We start from the raw sequence: 18,053 nt of genomic DNA, 5'->3' as shown, positions 1-18,053 counted from the left end.
TTGATCGCTATTCGACAATCCTCGATGGATTGCGCAGCGACCGCGACACGCAGCGCGCGAATTCGCGGCAACGTGTCGCGGCTTCCCGCGATCTCACGCGATCGCGGGAGCCATCAGCTCGTCGAGCTTGCGCTTGAGCGCGGTGCCGTCGGACAAGGCCCGGAGCGGCGGCCGCACGCGTAGCCAGCTCGCGTCGCCCGTCTGTGCCGCGAGGATGGCTTTCAGCGTCGTGAGGAAGGATGGTGATTTCACCACGATGTCCACGGCAGCCTGCATGCGTGCTTCGACATCCTTGCCGTCGATCATTGCCTTGACCAGCTCCGGCGCGATGTTGGCCATGCCGCAGATGGTGCCGGCACCGCCGGCGGCGATCGCGCGGGTGATGTCAACCTCGTTGCCGACGGTGATGGCGAGCTCGGGAGCGGCGGCACGGAACGCCTGGAACTGCTTGAAGTCGCCGCTAGAGTCTTTCAGGCCCGCAACGACCTTGCCGTAGCGCTTGCGCAAATTCGCGGCGACGCCGGTCGGGATCGCGACACCCGAGATCTGCGGGATATGATAGAGGTAGGCACGCAGGCGATCGTCGGCGACGCCGTCGAGGATCGCCGCAAAGGCATCCTCGATGCCTTCAGGGCTGACGCTTCGGTCGAAGTAAGGCGGCAGATACAGCACGTGACGCAGGCCGAGACCGAGCACGGCACGCGTCAATGCGATGCTGTCGCCGATCGCGGGGAAGCCGCCGCCGATTCCAATTCGGTCCGGCGCAACGCCGGCCTTGAGCACGGCTTCGATGGTCGCGACGCGTTCGGCGACATTGAACGAGGTGCCCTCGCCGGTGGTGCCGAACAGCACGACACCGTCGATGCCCTTACCGAAGAGTTGCTTGCCGTGGGCGGCGAGCTTGGCGGAGTCCACGCTGCCGTCCGTCGCCAGCGGCGTCGCCGAAGCCACCCAGAACCCGCGAATTGCCTCCGTCATCACGCACCATCCGTTGCTGTGGCTTCGGACCAGGCGTCTGGTCTCGGACGATCAAACCAGAGCTTGGCAAGCCTTGTTTTTGCTTTACTTTCGGGCTTGTACCTTACATACAACAAAGGCGCAAATCCTTTCCGCCGTCATGGCGCGCATAACACGCAGCCAGATTCCGAGGAGGTCTCGCATGGACATGGTGACCCCGGTCGAGCGGCCCACCCAGTTGCTCGGCGCCTTGCGCGACAGCCTCGGCGCGGCCGCCGTGCTCGTTGGCCCGGACGTGCCCGCGCGCAATTGCAACGACTGGAGCGCGAGCCTGCCGCAAACGCCGCTCGCGGTGATCCGCCCGGTCGATGCGCAAGGCGTGGCCGACGCGATTCTGACCTGCCGGCAGGCGCATCTGCCGTTCGTGCCGCAGGGCGGATTGACTGGGCTGTGCCGCGGCGCATCGCCTGAAGCAGGCTGGGTCGCGATCTCGCTCGAGCGCATGAGCGGGATCGAGGAGATCGATCAGGCCTCGATGACGATGACGGTGAAAGCAGGCACGCCGCTTCAGACGATCCAGATGGCAGCCGACGAAGCCGGCTTCTTCTTTCCGCTCGATCTCGGCTCGCGCGGCTCCTGCGCCATCGGCGGCAACCTCTCGACCAATGCCGGCGGCAATCGCGTGATCCGCTATGGCATGACGCGCGAACTGGTGCTCGGGCTCGAAGTCGTGCTGCCCGACGGCACCATCATCACTAGCCTCAACAAGCTGATGAAGAACAATGCCGGCTACGATCTGAAGCATCTGTTCATCGGCTCGGAAGGCACGCTCGGCATCATCACCCGCGTGGTGCTGCGGCTGTTTCCAAAACCGCGTTCGACCATGGCCGCGCTCTGCGCGCTCGAGGACTATGCCGCGGTGATCGCGCTGCTCGGCGCCGCGCGAAGCGGGCTCGGCCCGCTGCTGTCGGCGTTCGAGGTGATGTGGCCGGATTACTGGGACGTGATCACGTCGCGCGCAGGCGTCAAGCCGCCGGTCGCCGCAGGCCATGGCCTCTACGTGCTGGTGGAAGCGCAGGGCACCGACGAGAGCCTCGACGCACCGCGCTTCCAAAGCTGGCTCGAAGAGCTGATGGAGCGCGGGCTGCTCGCCGACGCCGCCGTGGCGCAATCGCTGGCGCAGACGCGAAGCTTCTGGCGCGTGCGCGACATCTGCGCCGAGTTCGGCCAGGTGTTGGGTCCGCACATCTCCTACGACATCGGCCTCGCCGTGGCGCGGATGGACGAGTTCGTCACGCGCTGCAAGGCGGCGCTGGCTGATGGCGTCGAGGGATGCGAAAGCGTCTATTACGGCCATATCGGCGACGGCAATCTGCATCTCGTCTCCTGGGTCACCGGCCTTGCCGTCGAGCAGCAGCCGAAGGAAGAGATGGACGCGATCATTTACGGTCTCGTGCGCGAGATGGGCGGCAGCGTCTCGGCCGAGCACGGCATCGGCACGTTGAAGAAGAAGTGGCTGGGTCATGCCCGCAGCGAGGCCGAGATCGCGCTGATGCGAACGCTGAAGGCCGCGCTCGATCCCGATCATCTGCTCAACCCCGGCAAGGTGATCTGAGAGAGCCAATGCGATCGCTGAAGCTCGATGCGCCGAAATCGCTGTCGCAGCGGGTGATGCAGCGGCTGCGCCAGGCCATCATCGACGGCGAGTTCGCGCTCGGCGCCGCCATCTCCGAGGAGATGGTGGCAAACTCCTTCGGCGTCAGCCGCACCCCGGTGCGCGAGGCGATGGGTCAGCTGCAGGCGCAGGGCCTCGTCGTGATCCGGCCGCAGGTCGGCAGTTTTGTCTTTACGCCAAGCGCGGAAGACATCACCGCGCTCTGCACGTTCAGGATCGCGCTGGAGCCCAAGGCCGCTGAGCTCGCCTTCCGCCATGATCGCGCCGGTGCGATCGCGACGATGAGCGAGGCGATCGCGGCGATGGAGCCGGCGATTGCAGCCAGGGACAACATCGCCTATGGCCGCGCCGATGCCGCTTTCCATGAGGCGCTGTTCGCCCATTGCGGCAACCGCTATCTCGCCGAATCCTATCAGCTCGCATCTAGCCGCGTCGCGGCACTCCGCACCAATTTGACTTCGCCGATCGACGTGCGCACGCGCACGTCTTTCGACGAGCATCGCAAGCTGCTCGATCTGTTCGCCCGCGGCGAGTTTGCCGCCTTCGCGACGCTGATGACCACGCACGTCACCAATTCTGGCGTGGTCTACGCCAAAGCGCTGCAGGTCGATTGAGCGCTGCTACCGCGCATTTTTCGTGCCGGGCCTGTCCAGAAAATCCAGCGCGGTGTTGATCTGTTCGAGCTGGTGTTCGATTTTGTCGCGGTCCTCGGCCGTGGGCGCCTTCTCGAGCTGCTCAACCAGCTTCTGCTTTCGGAGCAGCAAGTTCTCTATGACTGTACTCACGGCTCCCCCATCCGCCAGGGGCGAACATCGAGGCAATATTACACCCCGGAGGCGAGCGCGCGCCAGCCGGGCCCAGCGCAACCCTGCATCAGAATGTTCGCGAGGGCAGTTGGTTCCTGCGCGTGACCCGAGAAGGTGCAGACAGCTGATGGCGGCGCTCGCGAACGGTTAACGCGGTCGCACGCCCGGGCTGCCGGTCGCGGAACCGGATCTTTCACCTGCCCGTCGGTTGTATTCGGAGGCCCGGAGTCCTATGCGTATGCGCCATGGACATCCAGATCATCGCCGCCGAAAAACCCCTGATGGCGCAGGCACGCCCGCACAAGCCGGCGCCGTTCCTGCCGATGAGTCGCGCCGAGATGGATGCGCTCGGCTGGGACGCTTGCGACATCGTGCTGGTGACGGGCGATGCCTATGTCGACCATCCCAGCTTCGGCATGGCCATCATCGGCCGGCTGCTGGAGGCGCAGGGCTTTCGGGTCGGCATCATCTCGCAGCCGGACTGGCATTCGGCCGAGCCGTTCAAGGCATTGGGCAAGCCAAAAGTCTTCTTCGGCGTCACCGGCGGCAACATGGATTCGATGGTGAACCGCTACACCGCGGATCGTCGCCTGCGCCATGACGATGCCTATACCGCGGGCGGCGAAGGTGGCAAGCGGCCGGACCGCTGCACCGTCGTCTACGCGCAGCGTTGCCGCGAGGCGTTCAAGGGCGTCCCGGTCGTACTCGGCGGCATCGAGGCCTCGCTGCGCCGGATCGCGCATTACGATTACTGGTCCGACAAGGTGCGCCGCTCGGTGCTGGCCGACGCCAAGGCGGACCTGCTGCTCTACGGCAATGCCGAGCGCGCCGTCGTCGAAGTGGCCAATCGTCTCGCCGCCGGCGAGGCGCCGCGCGAGCTCGACGACATCAGGGGCGTCGCGCTGTTCCGCCGCGTGCCCGACGATTACACCGAGCTGCACGCCGACGATATCGACTCCGCCGATGAGGGCGCTTCGCGCACGAAAGGCTTGACCGTGATCCGGCTGCCCGCTTTGGAGCAGGTCGAGCAGGACAAGGAAGCCTATGCGCGCGCGTCACGCGTGCTGCACCGGGAGAGCAATCCCGGCAATGCGCGGCCGCTGGTGCAGCGCCACGGCGATCGCGATCTCTGGCTCAACCCGCCGCCGATTCCGCTGACCAGCGAGGAGATGGACGCCGTCTACGATCTTCCTTACGCGCGCGCCCCGCATCCGTCCTACGTTGACGCGAAGATCCCGGCGTGGGACATGATCAAGTTCTCGGTGACGATCATGCGCGGCTGTTTTGGCGGCTGCACCTTCTGCTCGATCACCGAGCACGAGGGCCGCATCATCCAGAACCGGTCCGAGGGCTCGATCCTGCGCGAGATCGAGAAGATCCGCGACAAGACGCCGGGCTTCACCGGCGTGATCTCGGACATCGGCGGTCCCACCGCCAACATGTACCGGATGGCGTGCAAGGACCCGAAGGTCGAGGCCGCGTGCCGGCGGCCGTCCTGCGTCTTCCCCGAGATCTGCCCGAATCTCAACACCTCGCATGACGATCTGATCCGGCTCTATCGCAAGGTGCGCGAGACCAAGGGCATCAAGAAGGTGATGGTCGCCTCCGGCGTGCGCTACGACCTCGCGGTCGAGAGCCCCGAATACATCAAGGAGCTCGTCACCCATCACGTCGGCGGTTATCTCAAGATCGCGCCCGAACATACCGAGCGCGGGCCGCTCGACAAGATGATGAAGCCCGGCATCGGCGCCTACAACCAGTTCAAGCGGATGTTCGATGCCGCGGCCGAACAGGCCGGCAAGAAATACTATTTGATCCCGTATTTCATCGCGGCACATCCGGGCACGACCGACGAGGACATGATGAACCTGGCGCTATGGCTGAAGAAGAACCGCTACCGCGCGGATCAGGTGCAGACCTTCCTGCCCTCGCCGATGGCGACCGCGACGGCGATGTACCACACCGGCGTCAACCCACTGCGCGGCGTGCGGCGCGGTGGCAGCGACAAGGTCGAGGCGATCAAGGGCCTGCGCCAGCGTCGCTTGCACAAGGCGTTCCTGCGCTACCATGACCCCGACAATTGGCCGGTGCTGCGTGAAGCCCTGAAAGAGATGGGCCGCGCCGATCTGATCGGTTCGCGCCCCGACCAGCTGGTCCCCGCGCACCAGCCGCCCGGCACCGGCAAGGCCGCCGGCACGCGGCGGCCGGTTCGTCCAGACGGCAAGACGCAGCGGTTCACGACCAAGAATTTGCGGGTGATGAAGTAGCGGGCGAGCCGGATCAGGTCCGGTTCAGCTTCGCATTGTCGCCCTCAAAACAAAAACCTCGAAAACAACCCCATGCACAGTAGCCGGCATGAGCGGGATCAATGACTTAGGCGATTGCCGAATCCGTTGAATCCGCGGGGTGAGATAACGGAAAAACCGAAATTATGTTTTGACGAAATATTGACTCGTCGGGCAAAACAGGCGCAAGATGCCATTGTCGCGGCACGCGTGGCAGGGCGAGCCCCAACCGCTACTCCGTATCGATATCCTCGAGCTTCACACCGCGTCCCGCGCGGAGGCTCGAAGCAACCGTCCTCCGACTTGAATCCATTCAACACAGCAGGCGTCGATGCGCGCCCGGATGCGCTGGGGAGCGTAGTCGTAAACCCGATAGCTCGCGGGGTAGCCGGTGTCCGCTCTGTCCGCGAAACCGGACATAGCCAGTCCCGCCTTGTGAGTCAGCTAGGGGCCAACAGCGGTCATGACAGTGCTCTCTTAAAGGGGGGCGATCGCAGAGTACGGTGACTTCGCGTCGCTCCGCTCGGGATCCCTGGTCCCTCCGAAGCACAGGAGGAAATTGGACAGTAATCGCGGCGGCCTGGTAGTAGCGGTGATAGTCTCCGGCAGACCTCGGTGGAGAGCGCGGTCGAGCCGCATGCGCTACTCTCGTTTGTTCTCGCCAAGTGCATCCCCCAGACGCTCGAGTTCTAACGTGAAGCAGAACAGCGCGAACAGCGTAATCACCATCAACACCCCACGTCGGGCCATCAAGACCACGTCGGTATCGGGGCCGAGTTCGGGAAGGTGGCGAAACAGCACGATCGAGAACACAGCGCTGCCGAAGATGAAGTTCAGCCGGCCTAGGAACAGGAAGAGGTGGCTCAGGGACAGCCGTCCGCCTTTGAACGGGATCGCCACCTTCAAGAGGCGGTACCAGTAAGCCGCCTGCATAAGCATGAGAACAGCAAGGGTCAGATTGTCGTCATAGGGCGTATTGGCCGGCTGCTGACCAGGCGCGAGCACTAGCTCCCGGAAGGCCGGCAGGCCCTTCCATACGATGAAATCCGATCCGAACAATTGGACCGCCATCAAGAGCAGGTAGGTGAGCACACCGCGCCCCGCGGAAGAATGGGAAATCGGCTCTGCCAGGGGCTCAGGGATTTCCTCAGCTATGGAATCGGATGGTGTTTCTCCGCGCTTGATCAAGGGCGCCTTCCAACTGATTGGGTTTCGATTTCGGCCGATGCCTTCCGAATGAGCAATGCGAGTCCACTCCACCGTATCATCGCACCGCGGCTCCCTGGCGCCTCGAGACGCCGCCCGTACCCTGCTGCTCGCCGACAAGGCGTGCCTGGATCATACTCATGACGGTCGTCACGTCGTCGAACGCTCGCGAATGAGCGCGTCCATGCAGGCGGGTCAAATCGAATAGCTCGACGCCCTCCCGCCGAAATTCAGCGGCATACGGCTCTTGGTCCGGATCGATGCCGCCGAGGCGGATTGCGCCTCCATGGAGAGACTTCGATAGCTTCAATGGGGCATCGTCCCGCGACACGAACAATGCGAAGCGTGGCCGTACCGCTCCCATGTCGTGCAATTGCGTACGGAAACTGTCGGCGTCTACGTCGGGCGCAACGAACAGCACGTTCTTGATCTTGGCCCCAATGCGGCCAGCTATCGCTCGCGCGCGCAAGGTTTCGAACGTGAGATAGCACCCCATCGAGTGACACAGGACGGTCACTTCCTTGACGTTCGGAGTAGCGGCGATCGCATCGAGCACTTGCGAAAATGCATCTCGAGACTGCGCCGCGCTCTCCGCATCCTCCTTGTAGGCTTCCAGGCTGACGGACCCCCGCGACGGCCAGGAGAACAGGACGGGAGCCCCCGGCGCTCCGGAATCATGAACGATCTGGGCGAACCGGTACACGGCTTCATCGAACCTGTTGTTGAAGCCATGGACGAATACAAGGACTCTTCCACGTGCTCGCGGCTTCTTTGCGGCCGCCGCCAGCGCAGCGCCAAATGCCGGTTTTTCGGCCGCTTCGGCCGAGACCGTCACGAAGTTTAGTCGTGGATCCCCGGGCGAGGAAGTCGGCCACTGAACCTGACCGACAGTGCGCGATGCGTCCGGCGGGATGGAAACGGCGATGGAGGCGTAGTTCACCTGGTCCGCCCGTTCGCTGTCGAACATCGCTGCATTTCCGGCAGCCGTTCGGTTGCGCGTCGTTGCCACCAGCAGCGGGACGACCGACACGCCTTCCGCTTCGACCTGTCCGACGGGTAGCAGCGTGTCCAGAGGCACGCGGCTGCAGGCGCAGCAGCACAGCGCCAAGACGATGAGGCCGAGGGTTGACCGGCAGATCTTCCCGGTTTCGCCATGGCTGAGGGGCGCGCGCCACAAGGGAGTCAGGCTCCTTTAGCCGAGCGGAACAGCAGAAAGTATCCTGCCGGCACGAAGAAGAGTGTCAGGACGGATGCGACGGCTAGTCCCGACATCATGAGCACCGCCATGGGCTGCCACAACGCGCCGCCGGCCAGTGCCATCGGTGCGAGCCCGAGCACCGTGGTGGCGGACGTCAGGAGGATCGGACGAAGCCGTTTTTCCGACGCAGCGACGAGGGCTTTCCGCAGCGGGAGCGTCTCGCGCTCGATGTCGATCTGATCGATCAGCACGATGGCGTTGTTGATGATGATCCCCGACAGGCTGATGATGCCCAGCGTGCCGAAGAACGAGAGCGGTTGTCCCGTCGCCAACAGCCCGAACGGAATGCCAATCAGGATCAGCGGTATGCTGACGAAGGTCAGGAGCGTACGACGGAAGGAGTTGAATTGCAGGATGATCGCCAGCACCATCACGGCGAGCGCGACGGGAAAGCCGGCGGCCAGCTTCTGGTTCGTCTCGGCGCTTTTCTGGATCTCGCCCCCCACGGTCACGTGATAGCCGCCGGTCATGTCCATCTCGTCGAGCCGGGGCTGGATCGATTCCAGTAGCTGCCCGGCCGTCAGGGAGGTGCTGCGGGCCGTGACCGTGATCGTCCGTTCCTGGTTCTTGCGGCGGATCCGCGCGAAGTCGAACCCGGGCTTCAGCCTGGCGACCTGCGCCAGCGAGATAAGCCCGCCGTTCTTCGCGAAGGTGGCGCTGGTGAGGCCTTCCAGGCTCTGCGAGGTGTAGGCGCCGGCGCGCAGTACGATGGGGATGGCGTTGTCGCCTTCGCGGTATATCGAGACCGCGGTGCCGCTGAAGTAGGTGTTCAGCAGTCGGGTCACTTCCTCCGAGGTCACCCCGAGCTGGCGGGCACGGTCCTGGTCGATCTCGACGACCACCTTGACGATCTTGTTGCCCCAATCGTCGTCGTTCTCGCGCACGTCCGGAGCCGCCTGCAGCAGGGATCGGACCCGTTCGCTGAAGCCAAGCAGCCGGTCCCCATCGGACCCCGAGATCTCGAGCTCCACGACGCCGGATTCCACCGCGCCCATGGCCAGCCGCTTGATTTTGAAGCTTGCCTCCGGATGGTTGGCGTAGAGATACTTCCAGGCGCGATCGGCCGCACGCACCGCGCCTTGATAGTCCGTGGTATTGACCAGGAAGAAAGCGGACGCCGGGTCCGGAGGGACGGGGGTCAAGGTGAGGTAGAACCTCGGGCCGCCATCTCCGACGTACAGGATCTGGCTGGAGATTTCAGGGTTGGCCGTTTTGTCGCCCAGCCATCGCTCGATCTCGCGCGCGCGAGCTTCGGTCTGCGAGATGTCGGTCCCGTCAGGCATGTTCATGTAGACCAGAAACTGGCTCCGTTCGCTGAGCGGAAACATCTCCTTTGGAATGCGTGGGAATTGTGTAAGCGCGATCACGACCAGCGCGACGCAACCGGCGAGGACGATGGGCGAGAAGCGCAAGGCCCGGCCGAGCGCGGTGGCATAGAGCCGCTGCAGCCGTGAGGGCGCGGCATCCTCCGTTCCGGAGCCGGCTCGCCGGCCGATGAGCCACACGGTCAAAGCGGGAAGGATGTACAGCGCCGTGATCCAGGATCCCCCAAGCGTGAGCGCCACCACGGCCGCGAGCGAGAACGCATACTCGCCGGACGCTCCGGACAGCAGCATGAGCGGCAAGAACGCCGCTATCGTAGTGATCGAAGAGATCAGGAGCGGCAGCGCATACTGTGCTCCGGACGCCAATCCGGCCTCCTCGGGAGGCACTCCGCGGCCGATCCGGCTCACGATGTCCTCGACGATCACGACGCCATTGTCGACCAGCAGACCGAGCGCGATGATGATCGCCGCGATCGAGACCTGCTCAAGCGCGATCCCAAGAGCCCGCATCCCGATCAACGAGAACATCACGGCGAACGGCACGATCATCGCGGCGATGGTGCCCGCCCGCAGGCCCAAGAAGACCACCACCAGCACGGCCACCACGACGAAGGTCTGGGCCACGCTGGAGAGGGCCGAATTGACGGAGGCGCTGACCTGATCGGCCTGGTAGGTGGGGAAGGAGAGGGCGAAGCCGATCGGGAGCCGCTGCTCAAATTCGCGTGCCGCCGTACGGAGCTTGACACCGATCTGGGTGACATCCTGGTCCGGCTGCATGATCACGCTGAGGACTACAGCAGGACGGCCGTTGAAATAGATCGGCTTAACCTTTGGAGAGACGTAATCCCGGCGGACAGTGACGATGTCAGCGAGCCGGACCAGGCTGTCGGTGCTGCCCACACGGGTCAGCATGGTCTCGATCGCCCGCACGTTCGGGAAATCTCCGGAGGTCTCCAGCAGGAGGCGCGTGCCGTCCGCGTTGATGTTGCCGGACGGCAGCACCACGTTCTGCCCCTGTAGGTCCTTGATCAAAGCGTTCACCTGAACGCCGATCGCGGCCAACTTCCGGGTATCGAGTTCGAGCCAGACCCGTTCGTCCTGTACGCCGTGAAGCTCGACCTTGGAGATGCCGGCGATCTGGTACAGCTTCTTCCGGAAATCCTCGGCCGCATCCTTCAGCTCGCGCGGCGAAAAGCCTTCGCCCGTGATGGCGATGGTGGCGATCGCAACGTCGCCGAAGTCGCTGTTGACAAAGGGTCCAACGACGCCGTCGGGCAGTTCGACCTTAGCATCGGCCATCTTGTCGCGAAGCCGCTGCCAGGTGGCAGTGACGTTCGCGACCTCGTCCTTCAAGTCGACATAGATCGTCAGGGATCCTTCGCCCGCAAGCGTCCTGATGTCCTTGACCTCGGCGAGCTCGCGTACTTTTCGTTCGATGGGAATCGCGACTAGATTTTCCATCCGCTCGGGGGCCATGCCCGGGAAGAGGGCCGACACGACCGCAGTCCGGATGACGATCACGGGGTCTTCGCGCTTCGGGAAGTTCGGATAGAGCCCGATCCCGGCGATCAGAAGCCCGATCATGGCCATGATCGTGAATCGAGACCGTGCAAGTCCGAATCGGGTGAGGAGATTCACGGCGCGGCGTCCTCCAAGGGAAGCAGCTTCACCTTCTGTCCGTCGGCGAGGTACGACACCCCGGCCGAGGCCAGGATATCGCCTGGCTTGACGCCCTCCACGACGACCAGGCGATTGTCCCGGATCCCGCCGACGGTGATGGTGCGTTTCTTCACAGTCGAACTTGCCTCGTCGTAACCAAACACGGTCCCGGTATTCTGCAGCACCCTTCCGCCGTCGGGCACAAGCACGCTGAGCGGGACGAGGAAGCCGCTGCGACCCACGACCAAGGGCTCTTCGATCGTGACCTCGACCGACATGCCGGCGTTCAGACCCGGGGCGGTGTTCTCGAGCCGGACGACAACCGGGAAGGCCGACACTTGCTCCGCCTTCGACCCGAGCTCCTTGATCTCGCCCTTGAGCGGCAGGTCAGGCTTGTCGGCGACCTTGACCGCAATCTTGGCTCCAACCTTTAGATTCTGGAAAGTCGCGGCCGGGACCAGAAAGGACATCTCGAAGCTGTCGTCGCTGTAGAGCGTGGCCACCGGCTGCCCCGCAGCGACTTGCGCAAACGATTTGACTTCGACCCGGGAGATGGTCCCGGCGAAGGGGGCCAGCAGCTTGCTCCGGTCCAGGTTTTGGTTGGCCAATTCGAGTTGGCGCCGTGCCTGGTCAACTTGGGCCCTGGAGCTGAGCAGGGTGGCGTTCGACTGTTCGAAAGCCGCTTGGGTGGAGACGCCCCGCTTCAGGAGCTCTTCCTTGCGCTGGAAGTCCGACTGAGCGTTGTCGAGCTGCGCCTGCGCCTGCTGCACACCGGCGCTGGCCTGGTCCACCTGGCTCTGCAGCGATCTCGGGTCGATTTCGGCGAGGACGTCCCCGAGTTGCACCTTCTGGCCGACGGTGAGGCCAACGGTCTTCAACTGCCCGCCGATCTCGAACGAGAGGCTGCTGACGTCGGCCGGCTGCAGCACGCTCGGAAAGCGCCGAACACGGCTTTCGGCTGTCGCAGCGACCTTGTAGGCGCGCAGACCGCGGACAGGCTGTTCGTTCGCTTCCTTCTTCTTCTCTCCACAGCCCTGCAGGCCGACGACAAGGAGGCCCAAAGCGGTGAATCGCGCGAGATGTCGGATCATCGGGCATTCCTCGAGTCCTGCCGAATTCGACCGTTCGGAGCGGCCGCGTAGTTCCGGCAAATCACGGCACCACCGCGAAAAACAGAAACGCGGCGAAGATGACCAGGTGGACGACGCCCTGCAGCACCGTGGTGCGCCCGGTCCCGAGCGTGATTACGCTCAACAGCAGCGTGAGCATCAGCAGGCCCAAATCCTTTATGTCCAACCCGAGTTCGAGCCGATAACCCATCGCGATCGAGACCGCGGCGACCGCGGGGATCGTCAGCCCGATGGTCGCAAGCGCCGAGCCCAGGGCCAGGTTGAGACTGGTCTGCAGCCGGTCGCTTTGGGCCGCCTTCACGGCCGCCACCGCCTCGGGAAGAAGAACGAGCGCGGCGATGATCGTGCCGACGACTGCCTTGGGCACCTGAAGATAATCGATGGCGCTCTCCACGCTGGGGGTCAGGACCTTTGCAAGGCCCACGACGGCCACAAGGGAGACGACGAGGAGAGCGGCACTCAGACCGGTCGTTCTGTTGTCCGGAGGAGGCGAATGCTCGTCCGCCGTGGCACCCTTCGCGGCCAGGAAATAGTCACGGTGCCTGATCGTCTGAACGAAAACGAACGCCAGGTACAGAACCAAGGACGCAAGCGCGGCGAACACCAGCTGCGAGGTGTTGTACAGCGGGCCGAGTTCTTGCGCCGCAAGGTTCGGAAGCACCATCGTGAGGCTGGTGAGAGCGACGAGCACGGCGAGAGCGGCGCCGGCGCCTTGCGCCTGGAAACCCTGTTCACGGTGCCGGACGCCGCCCCACAGCAGGCAGGCCCCCACGATGCCGTTGCAGACGATCATGACCGCCGCGAAGACCGTGTCCCGGGCCAGTCCGGCTTTCTCGGCAGGCGCTGCGATCATCACCGAGACGATGAGCGCCGTCTCGATCACGGTCACCGCTAACGCGAGGATCAGGGTGCCGAACGGCTCGCCGACGCGGTGAGCGACCACCTCGGCGTGGTATACGGCGGCGAAGACCGTGCCGAACAGGGCCGCGCCGGCGGCTGCGTATACAATTCCGCCGCCGCCGAGAACCAGGCTGAGCAACAAGATGGCCCAGGCGAGAGCCGGCCAAATCCACGTCCAGCGCGCTGTCGTACCCACCACACCCATGTCGATCCCCCGGTTCTTGATCGCGTCTCAGGCGCGATTCTCATCCCGACGGCCGGCGCCAAGTACTGTGATGGGCCGGCCTCTTGTGACCTCCCATCATACGCGGGAACCTCCAATGATTGAAAGACATCCGGAAACAGCCAGGGGTTTTCCTCGCGGCTTAGGTCCGCTTCGGGTCAAAGGACTAAACCGCTCGCGCGGTAGGCACGACGGCCGGCAGCGCGGCTGAGAGGATAGCGCAACGAGGCGTCCTGTCTTGAGATGAGGGGTTCGCAACCTTCACCCAAGACAGGAGCATCCCCATGACCGACGAGGCCACGAGCCCGTTGCGGCGGCGCATGATCGAAGACATGACGATCCGCAAGTTCGCGCCGAAGACCCAACATGACTATGTGCAGAGGGTCAAGAACTTCGCGGTATTCCTCGGGCGATCGCCGGAAACGGCGAGTTTTGAGGACGTGCGGCGCTACCAGCTGCATCTGGCATCGAACGGCGTTGGCGTGCCGACTATCAACCAGACCGTCTCGACGCTGCGGTTCTTCTTCAAGGTTACGCTCAAGCGCAACGAGATCGTCGAGCACACCCACGTCATTCACGAGCCGCGCAAGCTGCCGGTGGTGCTGAGCCCGGAAGAAGTGGCGCGCCTGCTCGATGCGGCACCGGGGCTCAAGTACAAGGCGGCGCTCAGCGTAGCCTATGGCGCCGGCCTGCGGGCCAACGAGGTCGTCTCGCTCAAGATCTCCGACATCGACAGCAAGCGGATGATCATCCGGGTCGAACAGGGCAAGGGCGGCAAGGACCGTAACGTCATGCTCTCCCCACACCTGCTCGATCTGCTGCGCGCCTGGTGGAAGGCGGCACGGCCACAGGGCTGGCTCTTCCCTGGCCGCGATCCGGCCCAGCCGATGACCACGCGCCAGCTCAACCGCGCCTGCCACGCCGCTGCCCAGATGGCGGAGATCAACAAGCGGGTCTCGCTGCACACCTTGCGGCACAGCTTCGCCACTCATCTCTTGGAGCAGAACATCGACGTGCGCGTGATCCAGGTTCTGCTCGGTCACGCCAAGCTCGATACGACCGCGCTCTATACCCGCGTCGCCACCAAGACGATCAGCGAGGTCATGAGCCCGTTGGAGCACATCGCGATCAAGCTGAAGGAGGCCCGGCCGCCCGGCTGACGCGAGGCCGGCGTGTCTCGTCCGGCTCTGGAGGTTGCGGATATCTTCCGCGACCGTGGCCCGGCATGGCGGCAGGCCCATGCCGGCCGTGTCAGCCTCGACCAGTTGAAGGTGATGTCGGCGATCGAGAGCTGCCGCACGGCGGCGCTCGGCGGCCATGTCGCGCGCTGCGAGGACTGCGCCTACACGTCCATCGCCTACAACTCCTGCCGCAACCGGCACTGCCCGAAGTGCCAGGGCGCCGCGGCGAAGCAGTGGCTCGCCGATCGCCAAGCCGAGCTGCTGCCGGTGCCATATTATCACGTCGTGTTCACGCTGCCGGCCCGGATCGCCGACATCGCCTACCAGAACAGGGCCATCATCTACGATCTCCTGTTCAAGCTCTCGGCCGAGACGATGCTGACGATCGCCGCAGATCCGAAGCATCTCGGCGCCAGGATCGGTATCACGTCCGTGCTGCACACCTGGGGCTCGGCCATGACCCACCACCCGCATGTGCATATGATCGTGCCAGGCGGCGGCATCTCGCCCGACGGACAGCGCTGGGTGTCCTGCCGGCCGGGGTTCTTCCTGCCGGTGCGCGTGCTCTCACGCCTGTTTCGGCGGCTGTTCCTAGGTCGCCTCGCCGCCCTCCACCAGGCCGGGCGCCTGAGCTTCTTCGGCAACGACGCTCATCTCGCTGCAGCGCAGTCATTCGCCGCATTGCTTGCAGCGTCGCGCAAGACGGAATGGGTCGTCTATGCCAAGCGTCCGTTCGGCGGACCACAAGCCGTGCTGGCCTATCTGTCGCGCTATACTCACCGCGTCGCCATCGCCAACAGCCGCCTGATCGCCCTCGACCAGCACGATGTCACCTTCAGATGGAAGGATTATCGGGTCGAAGGCCGCGACCGGCAAAAGCGGATGACGCTCGCCACAGACGAGTTCATCCGCCGCTTCCTCATCCACGTGCTGCCAAAAGGCCTTCACCGCATCCGCCATTACGGCCTGCTCGCACGGGGCGTCTGCGCCGACAATGTCGCACGCGCGCGCGAACTGCTCGCCGTCAGCGATCGTGAGGATGAACCGACCGAGACCATCGTCGACAGCGGCAAGCCACCGTGTCCATGCTGCGGCGGCCGCATGATCGTCATCGAGGTTTTTGAGCGAGGTGCAATGCCGCACCGTCAATCGACCGCGCCAATCAGCGCCATCAGGATCGACACCTCATGACCGCGCATCGGCCATTCCGCAAAGCTGTTCGTCATGCCCGCCGCTCATCGACCGGCCACGGCGCAGCGCACCCGAACGCTCATCGGTCGTCGCCCATCCGTCGATCATTGATCGCGTTCGACAACGTCCACCGCCCATTCCATGATAGCGACAGCGTCGTGCCGCGCGCTGCACCGGTTCGAACTCCATCACCAAACTCGCCTGCAGCGCTCAAATCCCCATAGAGCCTGCCGCATCAGTCCTGCCCACCATGCGCGGTTTCCTCCCTTGGAGGCTTTCGGACGCCGGCCGCCCGAATGTGCCGCGCCGTCAATCATGCGGCCGGCATCCGAAACCCTTCACACAAGCGGTCCTCGACAGATTGCGCGGCAAGTCAGCTGAGAGGCCAGAAGCCGACTCGTTGGTCGACCGCAGCCGGTCACGACCACCAAGCCTGCTCAATTCTTCATTGCTCTTGCCGCCTGTTCCAAACTGGCCGGAACGATCACGCGATGAAACGGTGCTATCGTAGCAAGATAGATGCGCCCCAGTCGGTTATGGCAATGCACCACGGTACCCGCGACCAGCTCGCGCCCATTTGCTGCATCGGCGCGAAGTTGAATGGTGACGCGGAAGTCGAGATGCCGGTCATCCGCACCCACGACCAACTCCGTCGCACTCTTTGACAGCACCGGGAAGAAGCCGATAACCGGCCCACGCGCCGCCGCGGCAAGACCGACGGCGCGCGACGATTTGACCGCGACTGCCGCCATCACCACATCGCGGACACGCGTGAGCGCACGAATCCACCACGCCTGTCGCTCGAGCGCGGCGCGTGCCAGCACCTCTACATCATCGCTGGCGCCCGCCGGCAGTTGAATTGCAAAGGCGTCCAAAAGGTCCGCGCCCGCGTAAAGCGGCGCAAGCACGCTGTTGCTGGGCATCGGCACGGCGCGCGCTTTTGTCATGGGATCAGGTACCGCATGCCGGGGAGGGGCGTAGCGCAGCCGGCGTTGCAGAGGATCTTGCCGCCGCCGTCCTTTTATATCCACGCGCTCTGCAACGCAACAATCCTGCGGCGCACATGTCTCAGTTAGGCCAAAAGGCCAGCTGGCAGCGATGTCTGCTTCGGTCCGCTTCCCCCTCGAGGAGCGGCACTTACCCATACGCGCTTCCCAGGTCGTCATCTTTCCTCCGGCCGAAGTGTCGCAAACTCCTCCCGTCCTCCATATGTTGCCTCCATGAAAAAGATCGGATTCCTCTCCTTCGGGCACTGGACGCCCTCGCCGCAATCGCAGACCCGCTCGGCTGCGGACACGCTGCTGCAATCCATCGAGCTTGCGGTTGCGGCGGAAGAGCTCGGCGCCGATGGCGCCTATTTCCGCGTGCACCATTTCGCGCGCCAGCTCGCCTCGCCCTTTCCGCTGCTGGCCGCGGTCGGCGCCAGGACCAGCAAGGTCGAGATCGGCACGGCCGTGATCGACATGCGCTACGAGAACCCGCTGTATATGGCGGAGGACGCAGGCTCTGCCGATCTCATCGCCGGCGGGCGCCTCCAGCTCGGCATCAGCCGCGGCTCGCCCGAGCAGGTGATCGATGGCTGGCGCTATTTCGGCTACGGGCCGGCCGACGGCGAGAGCGACGCCGACATGGGCCGGCGTCATGCCGAGGTCTTTCTCGACATCTTGCGCGGCGAAGGTTTTGCAAAACCCAACCCGCAGCCGATGTTCCCAAATCCACCGGGGCTGTTGCGGCTCGAACCGCATGCGGAAGGTCTGCGCGAGAGGATCTGGTGGGGTGCCGGCTCGAACGCCACGGCGGTCTGGGCCGCCAGGCACGGCATGAATCTGCAGAGCTCGACGCTCAAGAACGACGAGACCGGCGAAGCCTTCCACGTGCAGCAGGCCGCGCAAATCCGTACCTATCGCGCAGCCTGGAAAGAGGCCGGCCACCCCCGCGAGCCGCGCGTCTCCGTCAGCCGCAGCATCTTCGCGCTGATCGACGATCGCGACCGCGCCTATTTCGGCGGCGAGCGCGGCAGCGAGGACCAGGTCGGCTTCATCGACCCGCGCACCCGCGCGATCTTCGGCCGCTCCTATGCGGCGGAGCCTGATGTGCTGATCGAGCAGCTCCGAACGGACGAGGCGATCGCCGAGGCGGACACGTTGCTGTTGACGATTCCGAACCAGCTCGGCGTCGACTATTGCGCGCACGCCATCGAGGCGATCCTCACGCATGTGGCGCCTGCGCTGGGGTGCGGTGACGCCTGGACTGCCGC

Annotated in this window: 13 protein-coding genes and 1 pseudogene; 6 read left to right on the top strand and 8 right to left on the bottom strand. The window is 64.4% G+C overall.

All coding sequences use genetic code 11. The annotated features are described in order from the left end of the window. Positions 1-93: 93 nt before the first annotated feature. On the bottom strand, positions 94-978 hold the full coding sequence (locus IVB07_RS03030) for a dihydrodipicolinate synthase family protein (protein ID WP_018453057.1): 885 nt from the start codon (positions 976-978) through the stop codon (positions 94-96). 181 nt (positions 979-1,159) lie between these two features. Here IVB07_RS03030 and IVB07_RS03025 point away from each other — a divergent pair, with 181 nt between their 5' ends. Next, positions 1,160-2,572, top strand: a complete 1,413-nt coding sequence (locus tag IVB07_RS03025; RefSeq protein ID WP_247360868.1) for an FAD-binding oxidoreductase — start codon at positions 1,160-1,162, stop codon at positions 2,570-2,572. Between the two features lie 8 nt (positions 2,573-2,580). Continuing rightward, complete coding sequence (locus IVB07_RS03020) at positions 2,581-3,246, top strand: GntR family transcriptional regulator (protein WP_018453055.1); 666 nt, start codon at positions 2,581-2,583, stop codon at positions 3,244-3,246. 6 nt (positions 3,247-3,252) lie between these two features. On the opposite strand, the gene IVB07_RS03015 is transcribed toward IVB07_RS03020, so the two are convergent. Next, complete coding sequence (locus IVB07_RS03015) at positions 3,253-3,417, bottom strand: hypothetical protein (RefSeq protein WP_162847272.1); 165 nt, start codon at positions 3,415-3,417, stop codon at positions 3,253-3,255. 266 nt (positions 3,418-3,683) lie between these two features. On the opposite strand from IVB07_RS03015, the gene IVB07_RS03010 reads away from it, so the two are divergent. After that, a complete protein-coding gene (locus tag IVB07_RS03010) occupies positions 3,684-5,705 on the top strand; it encodes a YgiQ family radical SAM protein (RefSeq protein WP_018453053.1) in 2,022 nt (673 codons plus the stop codon). 660 nt (positions 5,706-6,365) lie between these two features. On the opposite strand, the gene IVB07_RS03005 is transcribed toward IVB07_RS03010, so the two are convergent. From IVB07_RS03005 to IVB07_RS02985, 5 genes are all read right to left on the bottom strand, one after another. Continuing rightward, positions 6,366-6,911, bottom strand: coding sequence for a hypothetical protein (locus tag IVB07_RS03005; protein WP_018453052.1), 546 nt, complete (start codon positions 6,909-6,911; stop codon positions 6,366-6,368). Positions 6,912-6,987: 76 nt separating this feature from the next. Next, positions 6,988-7,896, bottom strand: coding sequence for an alpha/beta fold hydrolase (locus tag IVB07_RS03000; protein WP_247767489.1), 909 nt, complete (start codon positions 7,894-7,896; stop codon positions 6,988-6,990). A gap of 215 nt (positions 7,897-8,111) precedes the next feature. Further along, on the bottom strand, positions 8,112-11,150 hold the full coding sequence (locus IVB07_RS02995; RefSeq protein ID WP_026232448.1) for an efflux RND transporter permease subunit: 3,039 nt from the start codon (positions 11,148-11,150) through the stop codon (positions 8,112-8,114). Beyond that, positions 11,147-12,232: an efflux RND transporter periplasmic adaptor subunit gene (locus IVB07_RS02990; RefSeq protein ID WP_247360863.1), complete on the bottom strand. Its 1,086-nt coding sequence runs from the start codon at positions 12,230-12,232 to the stop codon at positions 11,147-11,149. The genes IVB07_RS02995 and IVB07_RS02990 overlap by 4 nt, the downstream gene beginning before the upstream one ends. A 91-nt stretch (positions 12,233-12,323) precedes the next feature. Then, entirely contained in the window at positions 12,324-13,406 is a 1,083-nt protein-coding gene (locus tag IVB07_RS02985; RefSeq protein WP_018453047.1) for a hypothetical protein, read from the bottom strand. A gap of 302 nt (positions 13,407-13,708) precedes the next feature. Between IVB07_RS02985 and IVB07_RS02980 the strand changes: the two genes are divergently transcribed. Continuing rightward, positions 13,709-14,584 (top strand): tyrosine-type recombinase/integrase, encoded by an 876-nt coding sequence (locus IVB07_RS02980; protein WP_247390111.1) that lies wholly within the window; start codon positions 13,709-13,711, stop codon positions 14,582-14,584. A gap of 12 nt (positions 14,585-14,596) precedes the next feature. Continuing rightward, positions 14,597-15,796 (top strand): IS91 family transposase, encoded by a 1,200-nt coding sequence (locus IVB07_RS02975; RefSeq protein WP_085357181.1) that lies wholly within the window; start codon positions 14,597-14,599, stop codon positions 15,794-15,796. A gap of 437 nt (positions 15,797-16,233) precedes the next feature. Here the strand turns inward: IVB07_RS02975 and IVB07_RS02970 are convergent, their stop codons facing one another. Next, positions 16,234-16,743 carry a DUF2867 domain-containing protein gene (locus tag IVB07_RS02970; protein ID WP_018453046.1) on the bottom strand — a complete coding sequence of 170 codons (510 nt, stop codon included), beginning with the start codon at positions 16,741-16,743 and terminating at the stop codon, positions 16,234-16,236. Positions 16,744-17,016: 273 nt separating this feature from the next. Between IVB07_RS02970 and IVB07_RS02965 the strand changes: the two are divergent. After that, positions 17,017-18,030 (top strand): annotated as a pseudogene (locus IVB07_RS02965) (LLM class flavin-dependent oxidoreductase); the annotation flags it as partial. Positions 18,031-18,053 lie beyond the last annotated feature (23 nt).

The organism is Bradyrhizobium sp. 172 (assembly GCF_023101065.1).
GTDB classification, from domain to species: Bacteria; Pseudomonadota; Alphaproteobacteria; order Rhizobiales; family Xanthobacteraceae; genus Bradyrhizobium; species Bradyrhizobium canariense_D.
Note: the sequence above shows the minus strand (reverse complement) of the source record. Positions and strands in the feature narration are given on the sequence as shown.